The organism is Mycobacterium basiliense (assembly GCF_900292015.1).
Lineage (GTDB): Bacteria > Actinomycetota > Actinomycetes > Mycobacteriales > Mycobacteriaceae > Mycobacterium > Mycobacterium basiliense.
The window spans coordinates 3978465-4002482 of the sequence record NZ_LR130759.1 but is presented as its reverse complement, the minus strand read 5'-3'; the positions used below and the strand labels follow the sequence as shown (position 1 = coordinate 4002482).

Genomic DNA, 24018 nt, shown 5'->3' with positions numbered 1-24018 from the left:
AGCCGGTGGTGCTGGTAGCTCTTGCTGCGCGAAAATCGTTGGATCTCAATCTAGCTGGCGGGAAAGTAGATGAATTGCACACGTCAGCATGTGGTGGTCACCGGGGCATCCTCGGGCATTGGCCGGGCTACGGCACTTCGGCTCGCGGCGGCTGGCTGGCACGTCTACGCGAGTGTGCGCCGGACCGCCGATGGTGAGGCACTCCAGGCGGCCAGCCCGGGTGGGCGGCTCAGCCCGCTGCTGATGGATGTCACCATGGCCGACCAGATCGAAGCGGCGTTGCGCGTGGTCGGCGAGCATGTCGGCGACTCGGGCCTAGACGGCTTGGTCGACAACGCCGGTATTGGCGTTGCCTGGCCGGTTGAGCTTGTGCCACTGGATGCGCTGCGTCGGCAATTGGAGGTCAACGTGGTCGGCCAGATCGCGGTCACGCAGGCGTTTCTGCCGCTGTTGCGTCGCGCCGTGGGTCGCATCGTGGTCATCGCCTCGATCGGAGATCGGTTCACGCCACCATTCGGGGGGCCGCTGGCCGCGTCGAAGGCCGCGATCGCAACGCTGGCTGATGCCTTGCGGCAAGAGGCCGCACCGTGGGGGATAAGGGTAGTGATTGTGGAGCCGGCCAGCATCAACTCGGGGGCCGCCGACAAGCTCGAGCGCGACGCGACGCGCGCGATCGACGATTTCGGCCCTCATGGTGCCGAACTGTACGGCGCGTCTTACTCGGGCATGGTTAAGGCCGCGCTGACTCGCGAACGGCGGGGCAGTCCACCGACGGTCGTGGCCGATCTGGTCCTGAAGGTTCTGACCGTGTCACGTCCACGTGCGCGCAACGTGATCGGTAAGGATTCCCGGATGATGGCCGCTGCTTCCCGGTGGCTACCCATACCAGCTCTGGATGCCCTGCGCCGCAAGGTTTTCGGGCTGCCAAAACCGGGTTCACTGGTAACGCGCAAGGCGACCTAGGAGGACGGCAATGGACGCAGCAAAGATGCCCAACCAGGATCAGGTGGAGGCGCTCGATCCCGTCTTCGGAAAGATGGCCGTTGAACTTGGTCAGCACGCGTGGTCGTTGCCGCAGCTCACGATGCGCGAAAAGAGCTTCGTGTTCATGGCCGCCGACCTGTGCACGGCGAACCTGGGTTTCCCGCTGCTCACCCACGTCCAGATGGCGGGCTTCAACGGCGTGACGCCGGCTGAGTGCGCCGCGGGCATCCGCCACCTGGCGCCCTACGTCGGATACCCGACGGCCGCGGTCGCGCTGCAGCAGCTGCGCCAACAGCGCCCGATGGGTGAAGAGCCGGCTCAGTCCGTCGAACCGCAGACACTGCCGCCGCCCATCGCCGCGACACTCGAAGGGCTCGACGAGGACTTCGCGCGGTTCTTCGGCAACCAGTTCGACCAGCGGTGGGGCGCCGATGCCAGCCTGACGCCGCGCGAGCGCGCGCTCAGTTGCCTGGCCGCCGATGTGCTGAACCAGACGCTGGACGAATCCTTTGCGCTGCATGTCGAACTGGCGGTCGCGGCGGGTGCCGGCCGTGAGCAAGTTAAAGCCGTGCTGTTGTTGGTCGCCGAGTTTGGCATCGCAAAGTCGTGGCGGGCCTATCGCGCCCTGGATGGTCTCACGGCATGATCAGCGTGCGCGTCACCGGTTCGGCCGCGCCCTGCCGGCTGTAGAGACCTCGTTGCAGGGACGCGAGCAGCCCGTCACGGGTTTCCCTGGGGTCGATGAGCTCATCGAAACCCATGTGCGCGGCCGAGCGATACGACGCTTGCAATTCGGCGTCGCGCAGCTTGGTTGACAGGTCCTCATCGGCGTGCGACGCGCGACTGAGTGCCGCGGCGCCCATGGCGCCCATCGTCGCCCCTGGATAGGCGAAGGTTGCTACCTGGTCGTCGAAGCTGATCAGCCCCATGACCATCGACCCGAAGCCGTAGGCCTTGCGCAACGTCACGTGCAGCTTGAGCGTCGTGGCGGCGGTTTGCGCGGCGAACATGCGCGCCCCGCTGCGCAACACGCCATCGCGCTCGGACCGACTGCCCGGAAGCATGCCAGGGTTGTCGGCGAGGAAGACGATCGGTAGATGGAAGGAGTCGGCCACCATGATGAAGTGGGCGGCCTTGTCGGCGGCGTCGGCGTCGATGGATCCGGCGAGCACCTGGGGTTGATTGGCGACCACCGCAACGGGATGCCCGCCCAGGTGCGCCAGCGCACAGATGATCGCCCTACCGAACCGGGGTTGCACCTCCAACCAGTCCGGGCTGTCGAAGACCACATCGAGCACCGCGCGCATGTCGTAGACGCGGCGATTGTCGCGGGAAACGATGTCGAGTAACTCCGGCGTTGGCCGCGGTTCGGCCGCATCGGAGGTGGGCAGCATCGGCGGATACGACCATGCGCTGGGCGGGAAATACGACAGATAGCGGCGGATCGTGTCCAGCGCCGCTGCGTCGTCATCGGCGACGTTGTGAATGACCCCGCTGGCCAAGGCCACCTCCGGCCCGCCTAGGTCCTCCTTCGAAATGTCTTCTCCGGTGGACTCTTTGACCACGGGTGGACCGGCTGTGAAGATCGCGCCCTGACGGGTCATGACGGTGAAGTCGCAGACCGGGGCGACCAGGGCGCCGTGGCCCGCCGAGGGGCCCAACACCGCGGTAACTGTCGGAACTCGGCCCGAGCATCGCGCCTGGGCCAGCAGATCGGTCGGGGTGCGTCCGTAATGCACGCCGGTGGGGCGGAACCCGGCTCCTTCGAGCAGCATGATCAGTGGGATCTTGTCGCGCACCGCGAGTTCGGCGATGCGGTAGCGCTTGGAATTGCTGCCCGGCGCGATGGTCCCGGCTAGCGTGGTGAAATCCTCGGCACCCACCATCACCGGTACGCCGTTGATCCGACCGGTGCCGGCGATGATCGCGTCGGCGGCAATCTCTCCGCCGACCAGCGTGCCCAGCTCGTGGAACGTGCCAGGGTCCAGCAGCTGCTGCACGCGCGCGCGGGCGTCCAGCTTGTTGCTTTCGCGGTGCTTGGTGAGCCGCTGCGGCCCGCCCATGCTTCGTGCGTGCTGACGGCGACCCTCGAGATCCTCCAGCGTTTCCTGCCAGCCTGGGGCTTTTGTCATGCCTCTGTCCTACCTCGTCGGGATCCGGTCGCGCGCGCTGATGAGCAAGCCCGCATACTGGATTGCTTACTGTAAAGTTACCGACATGGCTAGCGGCCCCCGCCTCAAGATCGACGGGGGCATCCCCAATCAGCTTGCCCGAGTGGTCGAGGCCGTCAGCGCCTTGGAACGGAATGGCTATGACGGCGGTTGGGCGGCCGAAACCAGCCACGACCCGTTTTTACCGCTGTTGCTGGCCGCGGAGCACACGTCGCGACTCGAGCTCGGTACCAACATCGCGGTCGCGTTCGCCCGCAATCCGATGACCGTCGCCAACGTCGGCTGGGACCTGCAGACCTACTCGAAGGGCCGATTCATCCTGGGCCTGGGAACCCAGATTCAGGCTCACATCGAAAAGCGATTCAGCATGCCCTGGGGCCATCCGGCGCGACGCATGCGCGAGTTCGTTTCCGCGCTGCACGCGATCTGGTCAGCCTGGAAAAACGGCACCCAGCTTCGGTTCGAGGGCGACTTCTACACCCACAAGATCATGACCCCCATGTTCACCCCGGAGCCACAGCCCTATCCGGCGCCGAAGGTCTTCATCGCCGCCGTCGGTGTCGCGATGACCGAAATGTGCGGCGAAGTCGCCGACGGCCACCTTGGTCACCCGATGGTGTCCAGGCGCTACCTCGATGAGGTGACCATGCCGGCGCTGCTGCGCGGCATGGCCGCCTCCGGCCGCAGTCGCGGCGACTTCGAGGTGTCGAGCGAGGTCATGGTGGCCACCGGCGAAAACGACGCGGAACTGGAAATCGCCACCGCGGCCGTCCGCGAGCGGATCGCGTTCTATGGATCCACGCCCGCTTACCGGAAGGTTCTCGAACTGCACGGTTGGGGCGACTTGCAGCCCGAACTGCGACGCCTGTCCCTGGCAGGGGAGTGGGGCACCATGGGATCGCTGATTGACGATGAGATGCTCACAGCTTTTGCCGTGGTCGGTCCGGTCGCTGAAATCGCCACCGCCGTCCGCCGTCGTTGTGCCGGCGTGGTCGATCGGGTCTTACCGATCTTCTTTGCTGCGTCCCAGGAGTGTGTTAGCGCCGCACTGAAGGAGTTGAGCCAATGAGCGTCACGACGATAGACGACGCCGCCAAGTTGTTGGCAGATCCGTTGGCGTACACCGACGAACGACGGTTGCACGCAGCGCTGACCCAGCTGCGCGCCAACACCCCGGTGTCGTGGGTGGAGGTACCGAATTACCGGCCCTTTTGGGCGATCACCAGACACGCCGACGTCATGGGCATTGAACGCGACAACATGCTGTTCACCAATTGGCCGCGGCCCGTCTTGACCACCGTTGAGGGGGACGAGCAGGCGGCCGCTGTCGGGGTACGCACGCTGATCCATCTCGACGACCCGCGACACCGCGTCGTGCGGGCAATCGGCGCGGATTGGTTTCGGCCAAAGGCGATGCGAGCCCTAAAGATTCGCATCGACGAGTTGGCCAGGATCTATGTCGATAAGATGATGGCCGCAGGACCCGAATGCGACTTTGCGCAGCAAGTCGCGGTCAACTACCCGCTCTACGTCATCATGTCGCTACTAGGCATACCCGAGGTCGACTTTCCCCGCATGCTGAAACTGACCCAGGAATTGTTCGGCAGCGATGACAGCGAGTTCAAACGCGGCAGTACCAGCGAAGAACAGCTGCCGGCGCTGCTCGACATGTTCGGCTATTTCAACATGGTCACCGCGTCGCGCCGGGAACATCCGACCGAGGATCTTGCCTCGGCGATCGCCAACGCTCGCGTCGACGGCGAGCCGCTGTCCGATGTCGACACGGTCTCCTACTACCTGATAGTTGCCACCGCCGGCCACGACACCACCAGCGCCACCATCTCCGGTGGTCTGCATGCGCTCACCGAGAATCCGGACCAGCTGGCGCGGCTACGCGAGGATCTCTGCCTGGTGCCGCTAGCCACCGAGGAGATGATCCGCTGGGTCACTCCGGTCAAGCAGTTCATGCGCACCGCAGCCAAAGACACCGCTGTGCGCGGCATACCCATCGCCGCAGGCGAGTCCGTGCTGTTGTCCTACGTGTCGGCCAACCGCGATGAGGAGGTGTTCGAGGCCCCGTTTCGTTTCGACGTAGGGCGCGAGCCTAACAAGCACGTGGCCTTCGGCTATGGCGTGCACTTCTGTATGGGCGCCGCGCTGGCCCGGATGGAGGTTAATAGCTTCTTCACCGAGCTGTTGCCGCGCCTGAAGTCTATCGAACTGGCTGGTGTTCCGCAGTGGGTCGCGACCACGTTCGTCGGCGGGCTCAAGCACCTGCCGGTGCGCTACTCGTTCAAGTGAGGGCCGATGACACACAAGACGATTGTCATCACGGGGGCCAGTGACGGCATCGGCGCGGCCGCAGCTCGAAGGCTGAGTCGGAATGGCCAAAACGTGGTCGTGGTGGGCCGCTCGGAGAGCAAGACCACAGCGGTGGCCGCGGAAGTGGGTGCGGACCATTTTGTGGCCGACTTCGCTGACCTGGCACAGGTGCGGGTGTTGGCAGACAAGATCCGGTCGGAATACTCCCGCATCGACGTTTTGGCCAACAACGCCGGCGGCATGTCCAGAACGATCGAATTCACCGCCGACGGCTACGAGAAGACCTATCAGGTCAACTATTTGGCGCCGTTCCTGCTTACCACTCACTTGGCGGATGTGCTCGTCGATTCCCGCGCCACCGTGGTCAACACGACCAGCTCTTCGCAGACGTTGCTTCCCAAGAACTTTGTCAAAGACCTGGAGAATACGGGTCGACATCGACCCAGCGTTGCCTACGCTCTGACCAAACTGGCGATCGTGTTGTTCACCATGGAATTGCATCACCGATATCACGGCTGCGGACTGTCGGCCGCGACGTTTCACCCGGGCTACGTCAACTCCAACTTCGGTGACGCATCGGGATCACGAATGCTCGGTTTCATGAAGTACCACGTGCCGGTGACCGCCCGGTTCACCGCCACCGCGGAGCAGGGAGCCGAACAATTGGTCTGGCTGGCATCGAGCACCCCCGGCATCGATTGGAAGTCCGGCGAATACTATTCGAGACACCGGATCGCGAAGGCCAACCGCGTTGCATACGATCCCGGTCGTGCGCGCGAGCTATGGGAACACACCCTGGCCAGACTTTCCGACTGAAGTAGTCGGATATCTGCGCAAGCTCACCGGTGACGCCGATGCCAACGCCGGCGAAACGGTGGCTCTTCAAGCAATGCCGAAGTCGATTACGCCTCGGATGAGTTCACCGTTCAGCAGGTCGTGGTAGGCATCGTTGATGTTTTCGAGGCGATAACGTCTGGTGATCATCTCGTCGAGCTGGAGCTGGCCGGTCTGATAGAGCCGGGCTAACCGGAAGATGTCTGCGTTCGGGTTGCACGACCCGAATATGGTGCCCGCCAACGTCTTGTTCATCAGGATGAAGTCTTGCAGCCCGATCTTGACCGAGCGGGTGAGCTGCGACGTCATGCCGGTGAGTACACAGATCCCGCCCTTGCGGGTAAGGCTGAGCGCATCGCGGACATCCTCGGCCGTGATCAAGGACGGCGACACCACGACGGCGTCGGCCATGACGCCGTCGGTCAGGTCACGTACCACTTCGACGGCCTCAGCCGCCGTTGCCGCACTGTGCGTTGCGCCGAATTGCAACGATGATTTCTGTTTGAACTCCACCGGGTCAACGGCGACGATGTGCGCCGCACCGTTGATTCGGGCACCCTGGATCGCGCCGGTACCGATACCTCCGGCACCGATCACTACGACTGTGTCACCGCCGCGCACCCCGCCCCGATTCGCCACCGAGCCGTAGCCGGTGGGGATAGCGCAGGACAGCAGCGCGCTCGGAACCAGCGGCAAGTGCGGATCGATTTTCACGATCGAATTGGTTGCCACCACAGTGTGTTCGGCGAATGCGCCGATCTTCGAAATGTGGCCGAGGGGGCGGCCTTCGATGGTGTGGTGACGGAATGTTCCGTCAGTGGGCATTCCAGGAGTCAAGGTGCCAATGCCCTTGTCGCACAGGTACTCCATGCCGCTTGCGCACCACCGGCAGTGCCCGCACACGGCGACGAATGACATCACGACGTGGTCTCCGGGAGCGAAATCGGTTACCCCTTCGCCGAGTTCACGAACGATGCCGGAGCCCTCATGACCGCCGATGGTCGGAAACATGGCTGGCCGACCGAGCGATCGCAAAACGTCATTGGGGGCGGACATGTCGCCCTTGAGAATGTGATCGTCGGAGCGGCACAACCCGGCGGCCGCCATTTCGACTAGAACTTCCCCGGAGCGAGGGGCGTCCAGCTCGAATTCCTCGACGGACCAAGGCCCCCCGACGTCGTGCAAGATGGCCGCGCGGCTCCTCATGCGGCCGGGTCGAATGTCACCGGGAGTTTGTTGGGTGAGCGGAAGGTAAGTCCAATGATCCGGGACTGCGCACCGGTGCCATCGTCGGGGACGAACGCCAGGTTCGTGACCCGGTTGAACAGGCTGTTCAACATCACCCGGGTTTCCAGGCGTGCCAGGTGCATGCCGAGACACATATGGATACCACCCGCGAAGGCGATGTGCGCGTGCCGCGGCCGGCGAATGTCGAATGTGTTTGCGTCGGGCCAGCGGCTTTCGTCGCGGTTGGCCGACCCCATGCACAGGTCGATCTGTGCGTTGGGTGGGATTGTCTTGCCGCCAATTTCCACTTCGTCGGTGGTGGTCCGCATCACCATGGTCAGCGGGGTCTCGAACCGCAGGCCCTCTTCGATGGCGACGGGTATCAACGACCGGTCCTGACGGAGCATTGCCAGCTGCTCGGGGTGGGTCAGTAGCAGGTACAACAGGTTGCCTGAAGAGCGGTAGGTGGTTTCCAGCCCGGCCGGCAGCAGCAGCCGCAGGAACGCGATGATGGCCTCGTCATCGAGTTTCTCGCCCTCGATTTCGGCGGCGACCAGGTCCCCGATGATGTCGTCGGTGGCTTTGCTGCGCCGCTGCTCGACTTGACCGAGGAAGTAGTCGTGCAACTCTTCGGCGGCGTTCAACCCCGCCACGATATCGGTGGGGATCGAGATCAGGTCAAACGACAGCCGCCGGAACAGATCGAGATCCTCGGGGGGCAGCCCGAGGAGCGTGGCGATGATCCGGGTGGGAAACTCGAAGGTCAGTGCCGTGACCAGGTCGGCTTGGCCGTCGTTTTTGATTTCGTCAATCAGCTGGTCACAAACCGGGCCGATGACCACGGGTTCCCATCGTTCCAGTGCGGTGGCCCGGAATGCCTTGGCCACCAGGTTTCGGTGGTCGTGGTGTTCTTTGCCGCCCATCGCCAAGATGGTGTGGCCCATGACCAATCCGATGGTCTTGTCGTAGCCGGCCGACGTGAAGATGCGGTCGTCGCGGAAGGCTTGAAACACGCCGTCGTAATCGAACAGCACCCACTCGTCGTTGGGCCGCAGTTCCTCCGGCAGGTGTTCGTGATCCATCAGCGCCCCATGCCAGACCGGATCGGTACGCCTCATGTATTCGAAGAATGGGTAAGGGCTGGTGTCCCCGGTCAGGTCGAGAGTGATGGCCTGACCACTGGGACCGGGGTGGTGGGTGCGCAGTGTCATCAGCGCTCCTCCTGGGCAACCGGTTAAGCCCGCACACGCGGGCCCGACTCGAGTGGAATGTCGCTATCATAATATAAATAGCAACTAAGCCCAATGGCGTGCGGCGGCCGGAACCACCACCGCGCTACCTCGGCCACGTCAGAGGCTGGCCGTCAGCAAATTCGGTTGTCGCCCAAGAGGACCGGGCCTTTGCGAGCTGGCGGCTGCCGGCGGGCCTAGCTGGCCACCGGCGTGAATTTGGTGATCAGCCAGTTGCCGTCGACCCGGGCCAGACTCACCACCACGCTGATGGGTGTCAACGCCGGTTCGGGGTGGTCCTTACTCGTGGTGCTCTGATCTGCGAAGATCAGCACCTCCGCCGCGCCCGGGTGCAGCTCCGATACCGCGGCGCGTACCACGTGAGCGCTGGTCTTGAGGGCCTTTTCCTTGGCGGTTGGCGCGACAAACTGCTCGGTGAACTGGTTGTAGTAGGCCAAGAAGTCGCCGGTCAGGTGCTTCCTGGCCCTGGCAAAGTCCTCGTCGAGCGTGTCGGGTGAGTACGACAGAAGCGCGACGGTGCCGTCGGAGGCCGCGCTGACCGCGGCACGTTCGACGCTAGGGTCGACCTGCTGATCCGGTCGGTACAGCTTGACGTACAGCCAGGCGGCCGTGCCACCGGAGATCAGGATGAGCAGTGTCAAAATCACCGACAGGGGTCTCACGTTGACCTTGATTCGCAACAAGTCCCGTTTCAGGTCGCGTTTGGGTGGGTCGGATTCGGCTTCCGGCCCTTCTTCGTAAACCTCCGCATCGTCGCCGTCTTCGGGGTCGATAGCGGCCATCTCGGTGGTTTCGGTTGCGTCGGCGCCGTCAAGGTCGCGCACATCATCGGTCACGGTACGAAGTCAACCTTCGACATCTTGTATTGTCCGTCCTCCTCGGTCACGGTTACCCTGAGCCGCCACTCACGTGGTTCTTGTTTGCCGTCACCGCCTTCGGTGACACGTGATGTCGCCGACACGAGTACCAAAGCGGTGTGCCCATCCATGGACTCGACACCTATCGCGTTCACCGTTCCCTCGGTGACGACTTTGGACTGCTCGACGACCTTGGTGAAATCGTTTGCCCTTGCTGCAAACTCGTCTCGAAACTCTCCGGTCGAGCTGTCGATTACTCGCTGAACGTCCTCTTTGGCCTTTCGATAGTCCAGCGCAATCATGTTGATGACGCCCTTCTTGGCGCCCTCGGTGAACGCCGCGGCACGTTGCTGACGCTGGGTGGCATCGTGGTGCTGCCACACGAAGTAGGCGCTGAGCCCAGCAAAGCAGCAGATCACGAGGATCGCGGCAACCTTGGTGGCCAGCCAGATCCAATAGCGGTTTCGCCAGGAAAAGGGCTTGCCGGTCTCTTCGTCCTCGGTCTCGGTGGTTTCGGCATCTTGGTCGCCGGCGACGTAGTCGTCATAGTCGACGTACTCGTATTCGTACTCGTACTCGGCGTCGTCCTGGTCGGGGTCGAACTCCTCGCCGTTGGCTTCAGCGATTTCTAGCGCCTCACGTTTCAACTGGGCGGCGCGAGCACGCGCACGCGCCGCAGCGGCCAGCGCCTCCGCTTCGGCGGCTTCGGCTTCTGCCGCCAACGCCATCGCGTTGGCCTTCGACGTCGCCGAATCCGAGTGCGGTTCGTTCGTCTCAGTCATCGCGGTTACAGCCCGTCACCATCATTATCGACCGAACTCCGGTATCTCTTACGGTATACGCCATTGCTAACATCAGAGTCGCCAGCGAACTCCGCTTCAACGAGGACCGATCAGGCGGATGACTAGCCACCCGAACATTTTCCCCGCTGTCCCTCGCAGCGGCGAAGGATGCCCAGGGAAAGCCCGGCCGGCGTCATGACCGCTGTCGACTCTCCCGAAAACATACTCTTTACCTCTACCACCCACGCATTTCTGCAAAAAGAAGCGTCGCTACGGCATGTCCGGGAGCTGCACGCTTCGGGGAAGTCCTTTGACTCAAATTGGTGGCGGCGAGCCGCTGAGCTTGGATGGACCGGCCTGCTGGTTCCCGAGGAACTCGGCGGCGGGAGTATCTCTGGCAACGGCGTTCAAGATCTGGCCGCGGTCGCCGAACAGCTTGGTCGGACCGTGGCACCCGGACCCTTGTATCCGGTCAGCACCGTGCTTGCCGGGCTGGTCGATAGTGCCGATCGGCATGCGCACGCCGGCTTGATCGAATCGTTGATATCGGGTCAAGTGGTGGCCTCCTGGGCGGTTTGTGAGCCGAAGCGGCAGTGGGCCCCGCTGGACCCTACGGTCACGGCGACCCCCACCGGCAACGGCTACCGTATCCGGGGCGCCAAAGACCGCGTGGAAGCCGCGGCGCAAAGCGCGATGCTGTTGGTGGTCGCGCGATGCGGCCCAAATGACTCCGGCGTTCGCCAGTTCCTGGTCCCCACGGATGCGCAGGGGGTGCGGATCACCGGGCAGCAGTCGATAGACCTTGTCAAGCAGTACGCCCGGGTGGATTTCGACGACGTGGCGGTGGCCGATTCCGCCGCGGTGGGGAGCGCCACCGAGACCGCCGCGCTGGTCGACCGGCAGAGTCAGATCGCCCAGGTGCTGCAGTGCGCCGAGGCGGTCGGCATCGTGCAGACGGTCTTTGATTTCACCGTGCAATGGGCGCTGGACCGGCACACATTCGGACGGCCGCTGGCGTCATATCAAGCGCTCAAACACAAATTCGCCGATATGAAGATGTGGGTGGAAGCCTGCCGTGCCACCACCATCGCAGCGGTCGCTGAGGTGGCCGCTCGCTCGCCGGAGGCGGGACGGTTGGCCAGTACCGCCAAGTCCTACGTCGGAGAGATGGCCGGCCAGATCGTGCAGAGTTGTGTACAGCTGCATGGCGGCATCGGCGTCACCTGGGAACATGATCTGCATCTATACCTGAGGCGAGTTACGTTGTACCGCGCCATGTTCGGCACGCCGGAGGAACACAACCTCAGGGTCTATGAAGCCCAGAGGGCAGCGAAATGACGTCGAGCGAATCGGTTGCCCAATTTGCCGGCCGGGCAAGGGAGTGGCTGGCCGCCCATATGCCGCCAATCGATCCACTGTCCCCGCCGGCGGCATCGCGCGATGACGAGGGCTGCTGGCAACGCGCCCGAGAACTGCAAAGGCGGCTCTACGAAGGCGGATTCGCCGGGATCTGCTTTCCCCGAGAGTACGGCGGCCTGGGTCTGCCGTACGAATATCAGCGGGCATTCGACCAGGAGTCGTTGCGCTATGAGATGCCGTTAATCCTCAATACCCCGACGTTTACCATCTGCTGCGCCACACTATTGGACACTGGCAGCGAGGAACAGAAGCAACGACACATCTCGGCGGCACTGCGCGGTGAGGAGGTGTTGGTGCAGTTGCTGTCTGAACCAAGCGGTGGTTCCGACCTTGCCGGCGTGATAACCCGGGCCGAGCGCCAGAGCGATCGATGGGTGATCAACGGTGCCAAGACCTGGAGTACCAGCGCATTTGCCGCCGACTACGGCCTGTGCCTGGCCCGAACCAACTGGGAGGTACCCAAACACGACGGCCTGACCATGTTTCTGGTCCCCATCAATCACCCCGGCATCACATTGCGGCGCATCACCCAGGTGAATGGCTCCACCGAGTTCTGTGAGGAATTCCTCGACGGGGTCGACGTGGGTGACGACGCGGTGATCGGCGAGGTGAACAAGGGCTGGTCGGTGGCGTCTCGACAGCTGTATCACGAACGGCGTGCGGTTGGCATGGGCTCGGAATTCGCCAGCGGCGCCGGCAGCGAGGGCGGTCACTCGACGCCGGTCGACTACGCCCAACTGGCACACACGACCGGCCAGGCCGACAGCGATCGGGTGCGTGAGATGGCGGGCCGGGCGCTGGTGCACCGTGCGGTGGCCGAGCAGCTGATCGAACACGTCTATCGCAGCGTTCGGGACGGCGCATTACCGCCCGCCGGCGGCAGTCTGATACGACTGTTTCACGCTGAAACCGTGACCTTGGAAATGGACACCGCGCTGGCCATCGCGGGACCGGCCGGTGTTGTCGGGCAGCTTGGTGAAGGTTTGCAGACCGGATTGCGTTATCTGGCTCGGCAGTCGGTGGCCATCGGCGGGGGCACGACGGAGATGGCGCGCAACGTCATTGGGGAAAGGGTGCTCAACTTTCCGCGTGAGTACGCCGCCGATCGCGGCGTGCCCTTCAACCAGGTGCGGCGTGGACGCTCGCGGTAGTTCCCCGGAGAACCGGTACGTCACGGACGCCGGGCCTGCCCGGTCCACATCGCGGGTCGTGATCTAGTCTTCGGCGAAGACGTTCTCGGCTTCACCGCTGACCACCGGTATTTGGACCAATGACAAAACGTGGTGAGCCGGACTGCCGGGTGGTGCCACCAGCACACAATCGCCGCCCTGTTTGAGGGCCCGCTCGCGGGCGGCGACCAGCGCGCTGACACCCGCCGACCCAAGGTGGCTGACTGCGCTCAGATCAATTGTCAAAGATGCTATTCCGGAACGGCTTTCGACGGCTACCTGCCGGTCCAAGGTGGATGCGGTATTGGCATCGACGTCACCGCGGACAACGATGCGGCCCGCCTCGGAAACAAGGACGAAGTCGGTGTCGATCGACGGTGAGCGCGTGGTGCGGCCCGCCGCAGCATCGGTGACGAACTGCGCGGGTCGCGAGAGTCTTTGTGTCACAGTGGCCGTCGTCCCGCCCGAGTCATGGGTTACCTGCGACTCGGACACCAGGGCTTCGGCCATGGCCAGTCCGCGTCCCCGGCCCTCTTCTCCCTCTCGGTGGTCCTTCCACGTGCCATGGTCGACCACCGATGCCCGCAGGTTGCCGTCTCCGCCCAATGCCGCTTGGATTTCCAGACCTCCGGAAACGTCGGTGGCGTAACCATGCTCGACCGCGTTCTCCACGAACTCGGAGATGGCGTGGACAATGTCGGAGATATCGCTGAAATCAGCGCCCAGCTCCGACAGCCATTCGCGTAGCCGGGCGCGAATCGCCCGGGCCGCGCGAATGTTCGCATCCGCGGTAATGTGCAGCGGCGGCACCGGGATGCGGCGCTGCGCCGCCAGGAGTGTGACATCGTCGTTGTAACCGGTGGATCGGAGCAGCAGCTCGAGGGTCTCAGAACACAGGCGGTCGATAGGTCGGGATGGCGCATCGATGACAAAGCCGCCGCCGCTGGCAATGGTTGCGGCCAGGTCGGCAAACTCTGCCGTGCTCGCGCCTGGCGGCCGGCCGGGCCGTTCGATCAGGCCATCGGTGTACAGCAGGATCGAGTCGCCCACGCCCAGCATCTCGGTGCGCACCGGGAACCCGTTGCCGCTTCCCAACGGACCCCCGCCCGACGGCTCGACGTAGCGCGACTTGGCCTGGGCGGTCACCACCATCGGTGGCGGGTGCCCGGCGGTGCAGTAACGGAACTCTCCGGTGGCCAGGTCGAGGGAGCCGATGCATATCGTCGCCGACTTGGAGCCGGGCACCTGCTGGTGGAAATCGTCCAGTGCCTCGAGCGCTTTGCCGATCGTGTAGCCGGCCGAGATTTGCATCCGTAGGGCGGTGCGCAATTGCGACATCACGGCCGCGGCTTCGACGCCATGGCCCACCACATCTCCGACGATGAGCACCAGTCGATCGCCCAGCGCCATCGCGTCGAACCAGTCGCCGCCCGCAGCGGTGTCCTGAGCCGCGACGAGATACTGTGCGGCGATGTCGGCGCCCGAAACGACCGGCACTGACGGGGCCAGCAGCGCCTGCTGCATCACGATGGCCGATTCACGGACGTGCCGGTACCGCTCGGATAGTTCCGCCACCCGCGCCTCGGCGGCCAGCCGTGCCCGCACCCGATTGGTGACGTCATCGAAGAGAAGCTGCACGCCCTCTATCGATCCGTCCGGCCGACGCCGCGGTGTAACCACGAAGTCAAAGAAGCGTTCCTCGATCCCAGACCCGTCGAAATCGGCCTGCAGCCGCCACTCGGCCCCGGATTGTGTTTCGCCGGTCTGGTACACGCGGTCGAACATCTGGTAGATCTGCTGGCCCTCCAGCTCGGGATAGACCTCGCGCGCTGGCTGACCCACGGCGACAAATGTTGGGCTGAAGGCCCGATATGCGGCGTTTGCCGCGATGAAGCGATGGTCCGGCCCTTCCAGGCCCACCAGCATGGCGGGCGCGTTTTCGAAGATTCGCCGTACGTCTTGTGCCGCGCCGACCAGCTTGTCCCAGTCCATCTCGGCCGCCATGTGGCCGTCCCTCCTATGGACCGATGAGCTACACGAATCACACGCCCTGACGTCTCCGCCAACCGTTAACATCCAGGTTATCAATGTGTGTGCCCTGCTCGCGGCACCAAAATGTTTTCGCGTCGTCGGTGTGTTCAGCCAGCGCCCGGACGGGTGGGGAGGTCACCGGCGCACGAGCGGTCCCGGTCGGGACCGAACTCTGTGTCGAGCGCGAGTCGGGCGCGCCACCTGGTCCTGCTGGAAGTCGCCGTCCTGCAGTGCGGTTAGGCAGTCGCGTAGGTAGTTATTGTCCCGGTGCGGCAACGTTTTCGGGTGGGTTGGCAGCATTTTCGACGGCGATGATGCGGGACCTCTCGGCGAATTCCGGCCAATTGTGGACGCGCGACAACTGCCAGAAGGAGGGGCTCATACCAGCAGGTCCGGGCGCGATCATGCGCGTACACCATCACCCGACGCCATGTGCACTCCGTGGGGCGTTCTTCCGGACCAAGGGACCAGGGGAGTGGTCTCGGTTACGCGCTAACCGGCTTGGGGGCTGCCGTCCCGACCTTCATCACTTCCATCATGTTGCCGCCCATGATCTTTGCGACGTCTTCCTGGTCGAAATCGGACAGCTCGTCGACAAACGAAATGGGGTCCTTGAGGCCTTCGGGGTGCGGCCAATCGGAGCCGAACACCACGCGGTCGGTACCGACCATTTTCACGATCTCGGTGAACCGGTCCTCCCAGAAGGGGCTGATGTACACGCAACGTTTGAATGCCTCGATCGGGTCTTCGCTGAAAGCGTTCGGCATCTTCTTGTAGACGCCCTTCAAGCCCCGGAACAGGTGTGGCACCCAGTCGGCACCGTTTTCGATTGACAACACGCGCAGCTCGGGGTTGCGCGACAGCGCGCCGTGGCAGACCAACGCCCCCATCGCATCTTCGATCGGTCGGTGGCCCATCGCCAGGCTGCGGAATGCCGTCGGCTTAAAGGGCAGGAATTCGTCGCCGGGCTCCCACACGTTCATCAATTCGGAGTAGCCGCTGTCGGAGGCATGCATCGAGACCGGGATCCCAGCCTTGATGCAGGCTTGCCAGAACGGGTCGAATTCCGCAAAGCCGAACGACCGGCTGCCACGGTAGCCGGGTACTGGCGCCGGGCGCACCAGCACGGTGCGAGCGCCCCGTTGAAGGCACCACTCGAGCTCTTCGAGCGCCCGCCCGACGATGGGCAGCGTGATCACCGGGGTGGCGAAGATGCGGTCCTGGTAGTTGAACGACCACGTCTCATACATCCACTCGTTGAGTGCATGGATGACATCGTGCGTCATCTCCGGGTCGTCCTTCATCCGTTCTTCGACCAGGCTGGCAAGGGTCGGGAACATCAGGGCGTAGTCGAGGCCGAGTTCATCCATGACCTCCAGGCGGGGACCGGGTTCCCGGAAGGCCGGGATCGCCTTCATCGGCTCACCCATCACCTCGCGGTAACTCTTGCCGCCGCTGCCGTGCCGGAAGTACTCCTCCTGCGCGCCCGGTCGCGCCACCACCTCGAACGTCGGGTTCGGTATGTAGTCGCTGATGTGCCCCCGCACCACGATCTTGGTGCGACCGCGGACCTGCACGTAGTCGATCACGTGTTTGCGCTTGTCCGGGAGGAACTTGGTGAGGGCCTCCTGCGGCTCATACATGTGGTTGTCGGCATCGAATACCGGGAAGGGAAGCTCGCGAGACGCCATGGCGATCTCCTCGTAAAAGTCGCGATTGTCAGCTGATGGTAATGACGTTACCACTTGGTGACAGGCTGCCGCTAATCGCTTTCGTCGCCACCTTTCCTATTGATGATTGCAAAATTGAGGGTCGCCGTTGCCGCGAGCTCGCTGCGGCTGTCGCCGAAGATGTCGACCTGCATGACAAGCGCGCGCTGGCCGGCTCGCAGGACCCGAGGCACGGCCAGCGCCGAGCCACGCCTGATCGGACGCAGATATCGAATGACGAGGTCGGACGTCGTCATGGCAGTGCCCGGTGGCAAGTACTGCAAGCCAAGCTGACCACCTGCCACGTCGGCAAGGGTGGCGATCAAACCGCCTTGCAGCGCGCCGGACGTATTGACCACCTGCGGGCTGACCGGCATCGTCATCGCAAACTCGTCGTCGTGGCCGGTATCTTGGCGCATTCCCATGTGGGCGAACAAATCGGCCAGCGAGGACACCGTCGACTCGTCTGTCTCGCGAATCCCAAGGGCCCGGCTGCAGAACTCGTACAGTTGCCCAGCGTCGAGCGGTGTTCCATTCAATTCGGTTCCCAGCCAATGCAATCGCAGTGCGCCCAGCACCGTCTGCATGACAATCGCCGCCGCGGCTCCGACGTCGAGTCCGGGATGGAAGACCCCCTCGGTGATGCCCTGTGCGACGATGTCGCGGATCAGCCGATGAAGGGGAGAAAGGACGCGGGCGTATTCCCGGGGCCGGGTCTCGGCCAGGTGCTGGTTGTAGAGACTCAACGCCCGGTTGAGGCTGTCCTGAGTGGTGGACTCCGGTTGTGCGCTGATGCGATCGATCACTAGCTTTAGTGCGGCGGTGCTGTCGAGTCCGGAGGTTTCGGCCCGCCACAGGTGCGCGGTCTGGGACATGGTCCGGTCGAACAGCGCCAGCAGGAGTTCGTCCTTGCTGTTGAAGTGCTGGTAGAACGCCCGCAACGAGGTCTTGGAACGCGCAACGACTTCCTGCACCGTGAAGTCGGTGCGTCCGGTTTCGCCGAGGATGTCCACCGCCGTTTTGATGAAGCGGTCGGCGCGGGTTGCGTCAACTTGCTCGCTCGGGCCGGCCATGTGCGGATTCTCCTCTTTTGGGGCGCTGAAAGAACGCTTTGAGAATGAGGTTACCGCGCTTTGTTGCATATGTGGGAAAGGTGGACGGCCATGGCGTTGGCGCCCCTGGAATTTCGATCAGTGCGGCCGGCTCGGCTTGCGGTGCTCCGGTCGGCGCCGAATCGCCCGGTCACGGAACGCTATCCCACCCTTGGTCTGCATTTCCGCTGCAAAATCTGTTGGATACCCACGTCCCAGGGTCCGGGCCGCCGAGGACCGTGAGGCAACCCCCGAGTTCACTTGTGACATGGCCGTTGGGCTGGATACTCCAATGCTGGCTTATCCAGTCGATGCAGGGCTGCAAATGCACCACCCAACTCTGTCCCGGCGCGTTGAGGCATTCCCCGGGAAAGGACACGCTCTCAAGCTGGCCGGCGTCGGTGAGATTCCAACGCTGGAAGTCCGTACCATTGCAGGGCTTGACCACCACCGGGGTGATCCAGCTCCCGCTCGGGGCGTCCAAACAAGCGTCGCCCAACCGGCTTTTCAACTGAACCGGGCCATTGGCTTTTGCCTGACCAATGCCCAGCACCGCAACAACGAATACGGTGCCCATGAAGACAAGCGCTCGGCGCACCCCGTTAATCATCCACGTTTGATACATCTCGGTTCCGTCCCTTCGAATCTTCTCGAACCGTGAGCATTCTTGTCACCGGACGTGGCAAATCCGCTCCGGCCGCGACGGGGATGGCGTGAGGGTCGCCGTGTGTCCGCGCGTGTGTCGGCCGCGGCCCGTCGGGCTCGCCGAGATTCTCACGACGCCCCAAGCAGTGCAACCGAATCCGCTCCAGCGGCCGTTGGGCATCCAGCGCGTCATAATGAAGAACCCGCCGAGGCGCACCCACTTCCGAGGCTTCTCGATGCCTAGCCAAGTCCAGCTATATTGATAATCATGTGGACGGCAGTGCCGAACGCCAACGACAAGCTTTGCGCGCTGGTTGACCAAGCCGATACCGCCCACGAAGCCGGTAGATGGGCCGGCGTGCCGCGGACTGGCCGTCACCGAGCTTGTGCGGTTGGCGACCGACTGCGCCGACAACAACTGGGCAGATCCGCAGATGGGATGGCCTGAAGTGACAGGCGGCGACGCGCCCTGGTCGTGTAGCCGCCACCGAAGGCGCGCGTGCGCTAGATCGACTACCGCACGAAATCGCCGCTGCGGTGGTTGAAACCGTTGGCCGCCCAGAACTTGGCGTAGCGTTCGACGAACTCGACGCCAAAATCAACGCGGGCATGAAGGCCTACGCGATTCCGGGTGTCGCGGTGGCCGTCTGGGTCGGCGGCCAAGAGTACGTCAGGGGCTACGGGGTCACCAACGTCGACCATCCGTTGCCTGTCGACGGCGACACTGTCTTCCGAATCGGTTCCACCACAAAGACCTTCACCGGCACCGTGATGATGCGGTTGGTGGAGCAGGGCAAGGTAGACCTGGATTCACCGGTGCGCCGCTACCTCCCCGACTTCGCGGTCGCCGACCAGTCAGTCAGCGCCACGGTTACCGTGCGCCAATTGCTCAACCACACCGGTGGCTGGGATGGTCGCAATGGGCAGGACTTTGGGCGCGGCGATGACGCGGTGGCGCGCTATGTCAACGCGATGAGCGGCTTGCCGCAGCTGACACCTCCGGGAACCGGGTTCGCATACAACAATTCAGGCCTTGTGGTGGCGGGCCGTATCATCGAGCTGGTCGTCGGAACAACCTACGAATCTGCGGTGCAGAAGCTGGTGCTTGACCCGCTGCAGCTGACCCACACCCGCTACTTTTCCGACCAAATTGTCGGACTGAAAGTGGCGGCATCGCACGGCGTTATCGACGGCAAACCCATTGTCGATACCGACTTTTGGGCATTCCCACGCAGCTGCAACCCCACCGGTGGATTGATGTCCACCGCGAGGGATCAGTTGAGCTATGCACGGTTCCACCTCGGCGACGGCAGAGCGCCTAGCGGCGAGCAGATTCTTTGCCGACAGTCGCTGGAGGCAATGCGCTCGAACCCCGGTGCGGGCGGAACCCTTTGGGTCGAGCTGACCGGGATGGGCGTGACGTGGATGCTGCGGCCCTCCGCGGAGGGCGTGACCATTGTGGAACACGGCGGCACCTGGAGAGGACAACGCTCTGGTTTCTTCATGGTGCCCGGCCGCAACTTCGCCATGACCGTTCTCACCAACTCCGATGGCGGATTTCATATGATCAATGACCTTTTTGCCTGCGACTGGGCGTTGCGGAAATTCGCGGGAGTCAGCAACCTGCCGGCAATGCCGCAACGCCTTGGCGTGGTCGAGCTGGCGCCCTACGAGGGCAGGTACATCGCCGAGCAAGTCTCGCAAGATGGCAGCCGCGAGCAAACGGTCATCGACTTCTGGGCAAAGGACGGCCAGCTCACAGGAACGATTGGCACCGGCGACGCCGATCCGGATGGTCCGGACAACGTCAGACTGGGCCTCGCCTTCTACCGGCCTGACTACGGGCTCGACCTTGGACCCGACGACAAGCCCACCGGCAGTCGATCCAACTTCGTCCGTGGACCGGACGGAAATATCGCCTGGCTCTGTAGCGCCCACGGGCGCCTGTTCCGTCGCCAGTAGCACAGCCACCCGTGAGGTCAGCACGGCAGATGGCCGAGCGAAATCGTGCCAGTGGGCGCCCAGCTGGGCCGTCTGAGCGGGCGGCTTCGACGCCCCCCGGATGCTCGACTCACGGTTAAGCTGGGCTGATGCCCCGAGCCGACGACGACGATTGGGATCTGGCGTCTAGCGTCGGCGTCACCGCGACCATTGTCGCCGCCGGGCGCGCGATGGCCACCAAGGATCCGCGCGGGTTGATCAACGATCCGTTTGCCGAACCCCTGGTCCGTGCGGTGGGGCTGGATTTCTTCACCAAAATGATGGACGGTGAACTCGACATGTCGACGATCGCGGATATCTCACCGACGGTGGCGCAGGCGATGGTCGACGGAAACGCGGTCCGCACGAAGTACTTTGACGACTACTGCCGCAACGCCACCGATGGCGGGATTCGGCAACTGGTGATCCTCGCGTCTGGGTTGGACGCGCGTGCCTACCGTCTGCCGTGGCCCACCGGGACGGTGGTGTACGAGATCGACCAACCACAGGTGATGGAGTTTAAGACAACGACGTTGGCCGACCTGGGTGCCGAACCCGGTGCCACTCAGCGCGCCGTGCCGATCGACTTGCGCGCAGATTGGTCGACGGCATTGCGAGCAGCCGGTCTTGACTCGGCCGTGCCGACGGCGTGGCTTGCCGAGGGGCTACTGATCTATCTAAAGCCGGAGGCCCAGGACCGGCTGTTCGACAACATCACCGCCCTCAGCGCGCCCGGGAGCATGGTAGCCACCGAATTCGTGACCAGTATCGTGGATTTCGATGCCGAGCGGGCCCGCACCATATCCAACCCGTTCCGCGGTCACGGCGTCGACGTCGACTTGGCTTCGTTGGTCTACACCGGCCAACGCAACCACGTCCTCGACTACCTTGGTGCCAAGGGTTGGCAGCTCGAAGGCGTGTCGCTCGCCGAACTGTTCCGGCGCAGCGGCCTCGATGCGCCCGCTGGCGACGACGACACGATCTTCATTAGCGGCGGCCTGAGCGACCGGCTGCGGTGATCAGCCCCGCGGTGGACTGCGGTGCGCCCGTCGGCCGATCAATGTGAGTGAACAGCTTCGCTGAAGACCGCATTTGTGTGCAATTCTTGACCGTGGTCGCAAACTAGCCGTGGCTATCCACGATCACGGCGACGGACAGGTGTGCGTCAACGGCGGAGGACAGGTTCGGATGGTCAACGAATCGCCGGGGATAAGGACCCCGGGCCCACGTTGCGCCGGCGGACGAGCTGGGCGTGCAGGGCACAAACGGCGAGGAGGTCGCCCTGAGTTGGGTGTGTGGGCGGCCACGCTGCAGGACTGGATATCCACCGTTACGTGCGCCGAACGCCGCTAGACGGGAGGACTGGGTGCGTACAGACGACGACAGCTGGGATCTGGCCAGCCATGTCGGTGCGACCGCGACGCTGGTGGCGGCGGGCCGCGCAAGGGCTACCAATTCGGCCGAGCCATTGATCGAGGACCGGTTCGCCGAGCCATTGGTCCGCGCGGTGGGTATCGAATTCCTGGTCAAATGGGCCACTGGGGAGCTCAGCGCGTCCGACGTGGACGAGCCCGAAGCGGCCTGGGGTTTACAGCGAATGACCACCGAGTTGGTGGCCCGCACTCGCTACTTCGATCAGTTTCTTGCCGACGCGACGGCCGCCGGGATTCGGCAGGCGGTGATCCTGGCCTCCGGGCTCGACGCGCGCGGCTACCGACTGCCGTGGCCGCCAGGCATGACGGTGTATGAGATCGATCAGCCCGACGTGCTGCAGTTCAAGGCCGAAACGTTGGCGCAGCTGGGTGCCGAGCCAACGGCGCAGCTGACAATGGTGCCGGCCGACCTGCGTCACGACTGGCCGGCCGCGCTGCTGGGTAGTGGGTTCGACCCGGCGCTACCGACCGCCTGGATCGCCGAAGGTCTGTTCGGCTACCTGCCGCCTGAAGCACAGGACCGCTTGCTGGACAACGTCACCGATCTCAGCGCGCCGGCGAGCCGGATGGCGATGGAGACGTTCGTGGGCTCGTCGGACCTGGACTCCGGGCGGGTAGAAGAGATCATCCGCAATGCGACTCACACCTGGCGCGACCATGGATTCCACCTGGATATCTGGTCGCTGAACTATTCCGGGCCCCGTAACGAGGTTTCCGCCTACCTCGACAACCACGGCTGGCGATCGGTGGGGACCACGGCCGCGCAGCTGCTGGCTGATCACGACCTGCCCCGGATGCCTGGCAATTACGTTGCCCCTTCCGACAAGCCCAGCTACTACATTTCGGTTCTCGCGTGATACCTGCGACTATCTGGACACCACGATGCGGATTCTGGCGATAACGCGTGCCCACAATGCCGGGCAGACCTTGGCTGACACTTTGGACTCGCTGGCCTCCTTCTGCGACGACATCTACGCGATCGACGACCGCAGCACCGACGACACCGCCAGGATTCTGGCGAACCACGCCGCGGTCACCAATGTTGTTCGCGCCCGCGCAGATCTACCGTCCACACCGTGGTTGATCCCCGAGTCCACCGGGTTGGAGTTGCTCTACCGGATGGCCGACTTCTGTCGCCCCGATTGGATCGTGATGGTCGACGCCGACTGGATTTTCCAGATCGACGTCGACATCCGCGAGGTGCTGGCCCGCACATCGGACGACGTGGCGGCGCTAATGTGTCCGATGGTCTCCCGCTGGGATGACCCGGAGTATCCGGACATGGTGCCGGTGATGGGCACCGCCGAGGCGCTGCGCGGACCGTTTTGGCGGTGGCGTCCGGGGCTGTATGCGGGATCGAAGTTGATGCACAATTCGCACTGGCCGGCCAACATCACCGATCACGGTCGGATCGGGCAGCTGGACGGAATCCGGTTGACGCACAACGGTTGGTCGACCCTGGAGGAACGCATCTCGCGAGTCCGGCACTACATGCGGCTCGATCCGGATTTTCGGCACAACTTTGGTGTGGCCTACGACCGATCCCTGTTGTTCGGCTACGCGCTCGATGAGGTGGACCTCCTCAAAGCCGACTACCAGCGGCGGGTGCGCGGCGACTTCGAACGGATCGAGCCGGGCGCGCGGCTGCCGATAGAGGCGGAGCCACGCGCGATTGGCCGTGGATACGGACCCCGCGCGGACGGCTTCCACCCCGGCGTCGACTTCGCCGCTGACCCCGGCAGCCCAGTCTACGCCGTCACATCTGGAACTATCCGCCGCGCAAGCGCTGTCGATCACCTTCACTCGGTGACCATCGCGAACGGCGATACCGAAATCCACTATGTGTTTCGGCCTGGTGATGACCAGCGATTCACACCCGGTGATCGAATAGGTGCGGGAACCCGGATCGGCAGCCTCGGTGCGCAAGACCAATCAACAGACGGTTACCTGCATTTCGAGACTCGGGTTCGGCGCGCACACGTCAATCCACTGCGCTATCTGGGCAACATGGGGCTGCGGCCGTGGCCGCCGCCGGGGCGCGTGCGCGCGGTATCGGGCAGCTACCCGCCCGCGACACCGTGCACAATCACCGCCGAGGAGTAGTCTTGGGCGTT

Annotated in this window: 20 protein-coding genes; 11 read left to right on the top strand and 9 right to left on the bottom strand. The window is 63.8% G+C overall.

Features of this window, described 5'->3' with window-relative positions; all coding sequences use genetic code 11:
- The first annotated feature begins 69 nt into the window (after positions 1-69).
- Both MB901379_RS16775 and MB901379_RS16770 read left to right on the top strand, forming a co-directional pair.
- Positions 70-963 (top strand): SDR family NAD(P)-dependent oxidoreductase, encoded by an 894-nt coding sequence (locus MB901379_RS16775; RefSeq protein WP_158017658.1) that lies wholly within the window; start codon positions 70-72, stop codon positions 961-963.
- Positions 964-988: 25 nt separating this feature from the next.
- Positions 989-1630 (top strand): carboxymuconolactone decarboxylase family protein, encoded by a 642-nt coding sequence (locus MB901379_RS16770; protein ID WP_232021887.1) that lies wholly within the window; start codon positions 989-991, stop codon positions 1628-1630.
- Here MB901379_RS16770 and MB901379_RS16765 read toward each other — a convergent pair.
- The gene (locus tag MB901379_RS16765; RefSeq protein WP_158017656.1) at positions 1620-3116 is read right to left on the bottom strand and encodes an acyl-CoA carboxylase subunit beta; all 1497 of its coding nucleotides are present in this window, start codon (positions 3114-3116) and stop codon (positions 1620-1622) included. The two genes, MB901379_RS16770 and MB901379_RS16765, sit on opposite strands and share 11 nt — an antisense overlap.
- An 85-nt stretch (positions 3117-3201) precedes the next feature.
- On the opposite strand from MB901379_RS16765, the gene MB901379_RS16760 reads away from it, so the two are divergent.
- From MB901379_RS16760 to MB901379_RS16750, 3 genes are read left to right on the top strand one after another with little or no spacing between them, the layout of a single operon-like run.
- On the top strand, positions 3202-4224 hold the full coding sequence (locus tag MB901379_RS16760) for an LLM class F420-dependent oxidoreductase (protein WP_158017655.1): 1023 nt from the start codon (positions 3202-3204) through the stop codon (positions 4222-4224).
- Complete coding sequence (locus MB901379_RS16755) at positions 4221-5456, top strand: cytochrome P450 (RefSeq protein ID WP_158017654.1); 1236 nt, start codon at positions 4221-4223, stop codon at positions 5454-5456. The genes MB901379_RS16760 and MB901379_RS16755 overlap by 4 nt, the downstream gene beginning before the upstream one ends.
- A gap of 6 nt (positions 5457-5462) precedes the next feature.
- A complete protein-coding gene (locus tag MB901379_RS16750; RefSeq protein ID WP_158017653.1) occupies positions 5463-6293 on the top strand; it encodes an SDR family NAD(P)-dependent oxidoreductase in 831 nt (276 codons plus the stop codon).
- A gap of 66 nt (positions 6294-6359) precedes the next feature.
- Here the strand turns inward: MB901379_RS16750 and MB901379_RS16745 are convergent, their stop codons facing one another.
- The 4 genes from MB901379_RS16745 to MB901379_RS16730 all read right to left on the bottom strand — a co-directional run bounded on the left by MB901379_RS16745 (position 6360) and on the right by MB901379_RS16730 (position 10427).
- Complete coding sequence (locus MB901379_RS16745) at positions 6360-7517, bottom strand: Zn-dependent alcohol dehydrogenase (protein ID WP_158017652.1); 1158 nt, start codon at positions 7515-7517, stop codon at positions 6360-6362.
- Positions 7514-8749, bottom strand: coding sequence for a cytochrome P450 (locus MB901379_RS16740; RefSeq protein ID WP_158017651.1), 1236 nt, complete (start codon positions 8747-8749; stop codon positions 7514-7516). Before MB901379_RS16740 ends, MB901379_RS16745 begins: the two co-directional genes overlap by 4 nt.
- A 215-nt stretch (positions 8750-8964) precedes the next feature.
- Positions 8965-9624, bottom strand: coding sequence for a hypothetical protein (locus MB901379_RS16735; protein ID WP_158017650.1), 660 nt, complete (start codon positions 9622-9624; stop codon positions 8965-8967).
- Positions 9621-10427: a hypothetical protein gene (locus MB901379_RS16730; RefSeq protein ID WP_158017649.1), complete on the bottom strand. Its 807-nt coding sequence runs from the start codon at positions 10425-10427 to the stop codon at positions 9621-9623. Before MB901379_RS16730 ends, MB901379_RS16735 begins: the two co-directional genes overlap by 4 nt.
- Positions 10428-10622: 195 nt before the next feature.
- Here MB901379_RS16730 and MB901379_RS16720 point away from each other — a divergent pair, with 195 nt between their 5' ends.
- On the top strand, positions 10623-11765 hold the full coding sequence (locus MB901379_RS16720; RefSeq protein WP_174237038.1) for an acyl-CoA dehydrogenase family protein: 1143 nt from the start codon (positions 10623-10625) through the stop codon (positions 11763-11765).
- Positions 11762-12997, top strand: a complete 1236-nt coding sequence (locus MB901379_RS16715; protein WP_158017646.1) for an acyl-CoA dehydrogenase family protein — start codon at positions 11762-11764, stop codon at positions 12995-12997. The genes MB901379_RS16720 and MB901379_RS16715 overlap by 4 nt, the downstream gene beginning before the upstream one ends.
- A 63-nt stretch (positions 12998-13060) precedes the next feature.
- Here the strand turns inward: MB901379_RS16715 and MB901379_RS16710 are convergent, their stop codons facing one another.
- The 4 genes from MB901379_RS16710 to MB901379_RS16695 form a co-directional block, all read right to left on the bottom strand.
- On the bottom strand, positions 13061-15019 hold the full coding sequence (locus MB901379_RS16710) for a SpoIIE family protein phosphatase (protein ID WP_158017645.1): 1959 nt from the start codon (positions 15017-15019) through the stop codon (positions 13061-13063).
- 512 nt (positions 15020-15531) lie between these two features.
- Positions 15532-16737: an amidohydrolase family protein gene (locus MB901379_RS16705; protein ID WP_158017644.1), complete on the bottom strand. Its 1206-nt coding sequence runs from the start codon at positions 16735-16737 to the stop codon at positions 15532-15534.
- 71 nt (positions 16738-16808) lie between these two features.
- Complete coding sequence (locus MB901379_RS16700) at positions 16809-17828, bottom strand: hotdog fold thioesterase (protein WP_158017643.1); 1020 nt, start codon at positions 17826-17828, stop codon at positions 16809-16811.
- A 169-nt stretch (positions 17829-17997) separates the two neighbouring features.
- Positions 17998-18471, bottom strand: a complete 474-nt coding sequence (locus MB901379_RS16695; protein ID WP_158017642.1) for an Rv1419 family lectin — start codon at positions 18469-18471, stop codon at positions 17998-18000.
- A 545-nt stretch (positions 18472-19016) separates the two neighbouring features.
- Between MB901379_RS16695 and MB901379_RS16690 the strand changes: the two genes are divergently transcribed.
- The 4 genes from MB901379_RS16690 (at position 19017) to MB901379_RS16675 (ending at position 24007) form a co-directional block, all read left to right on the top strand.
- Complete coding sequence (locus MB901379_RS16690; protein ID WP_158019257.1) at positions 19017-20453, top strand: serine hydrolase domain-containing protein; 1437 nt, start codon at positions 19017-19019, stop codon at positions 20451-20453.
- A 128-nt stretch (positions 20454-20581) separates the two neighbouring features.
- Entirely contained in the window at positions 20582-21490 is a 909-nt protein-coding gene (locus tag MB901379_RS16685; protein ID WP_158017641.1) for a class I SAM-dependent methyltransferase, read from the top strand.
- A gap of 347 nt (positions 21491-21837) precedes the next feature.
- Positions 21838-22761, top strand: coding sequence for a class I SAM-dependent methyltransferase (locus tag MB901379_RS16680; RefSeq protein ID WP_158017640.1), 924 nt, complete (start codon positions 21838-21840; stop codon positions 22759-22761).
- Positions 22762-22786: 25 nt separating this feature from the next.
- On the top strand, positions 22787-24007 hold the full coding sequence (locus MB901379_RS16675) for a peptidoglycan DD-metalloendopeptidase family protein (protein ID WP_158017639.1): 1221 nt from the start codon (positions 22787-22789) through the stop codon (positions 24005-24007).
- Positions 24008-24018 lie beyond the last annotated feature (11 nt).

Coding starts and splice junctions, on each gene's coding strand:
- MB901379_RS16775 (WP_158017658.1), top strand. CDS start 70: ATGAATTGCACACGTCAGCATGTGGTGGTCACCGGGGCATCCTCGGGC.
- MB901379_RS16770 (WP_232021887.1), top strand. CDS start 989: ATGCCCAACCAGGATCAGGTGGAGGCGCTCGATCCCGTCTTCGGAAAG.
- MB901379_RS16765 (WP_158017656.1), bottom strand. CDS start 3,116: ATGACAAAAGCCCCAGGCTGGCAGGAAACGCTGGAGGATCTCGAGGGT.
- MB901379_RS16760 (WP_158017655.1), top strand. CDS start 3,202: ATGGCTAGCGGCCCCCGCCTCAAGATCGACGGGGGCATCCCCAATCAG.
- MB901379_RS16755 (WP_158017654.1), top strand. CDS start 4,221: ATGAGCGTCACGACGATAGACGACGCCGCCAAGTTGTTGGCAGATCCG.
- MB901379_RS16750 (WP_158017653.1), top strand. CDS start 5,463: ATGACACACAAGACGATTGTCATCACGGGGGCCAGTGACGGCATCGGC.
- MB901379_RS16745 (WP_158017652.1), bottom strand. CDS start 7,517: ATGAGGAGCCGCGCGGCCATCTTGCACGACGTCGGGGGGCCTTGGTCC.
- MB901379_RS16740 (WP_158017651.1), bottom strand. CDS start 8,749: ATGACACTGCGCACCCACCACCCCGGTCCCAGTGGTCAGGCCATCACT.
- MB901379_RS16730 (WP_158017649.1), bottom strand. CDS start 10,427: ATGACTGAGACGAACGAACCGCACTCGGATTCGGCGACGTCGAAGGCC.
- MB901379_RS16720 (WP_174237038.1), top strand. CDS start 10,623: ATGACCGCTGTCGACTCTCCCGAAAACATACTCTTTACCTCTACCACC.
- MB901379_RS16715 (WP_158017646.1), top strand. CDS start 11,762: ATGACGTCGAGCGAATCGGTTGCCCAATTTGCCGGCCGGGCAAGGGAG.
- MB901379_RS16710 (WP_158017645.1), bottom strand. CDS start 15,019: ATGGCGGCCGAGATGGACTGGGACAAGCTGGTCGGCGCGGCACAAGAC.
- MB901379_RS16705 (WP_158017644.1), bottom strand. CDS start 16,737: ATGGCGTCTCGCGAGCTTCCCTTCCCGGTATTCGATGCCGACAACCAC.
- MB901379_RS16700 (WP_158017643.1), bottom strand. CDS start 17,828: ATGGCCGGCCCGAGCGAGCAAGTTGACGCAACCCGCGCCGACCGCTTC.
- MB901379_RS16695 (WP_158017642.1), bottom strand. CDS start 18,471: ATGTATCAAACGTGGATGATTAACGGGGTGCGCCGAGCGCTTGTCTTC.
- MB901379_RS16685 (WP_158017641.1), top strand. CDS start 20,582: ATGCCCCGAGCCGACGACGACGATTGGGATCTGGCGTCTAGCGTCGGC.
- MB901379_RS16675 (WP_158017639.1), top strand. CDS start 22,787: ATGCGGATTCTGGCGATAACGCGTGCCCACAATGCCGGGCAGACCTTG.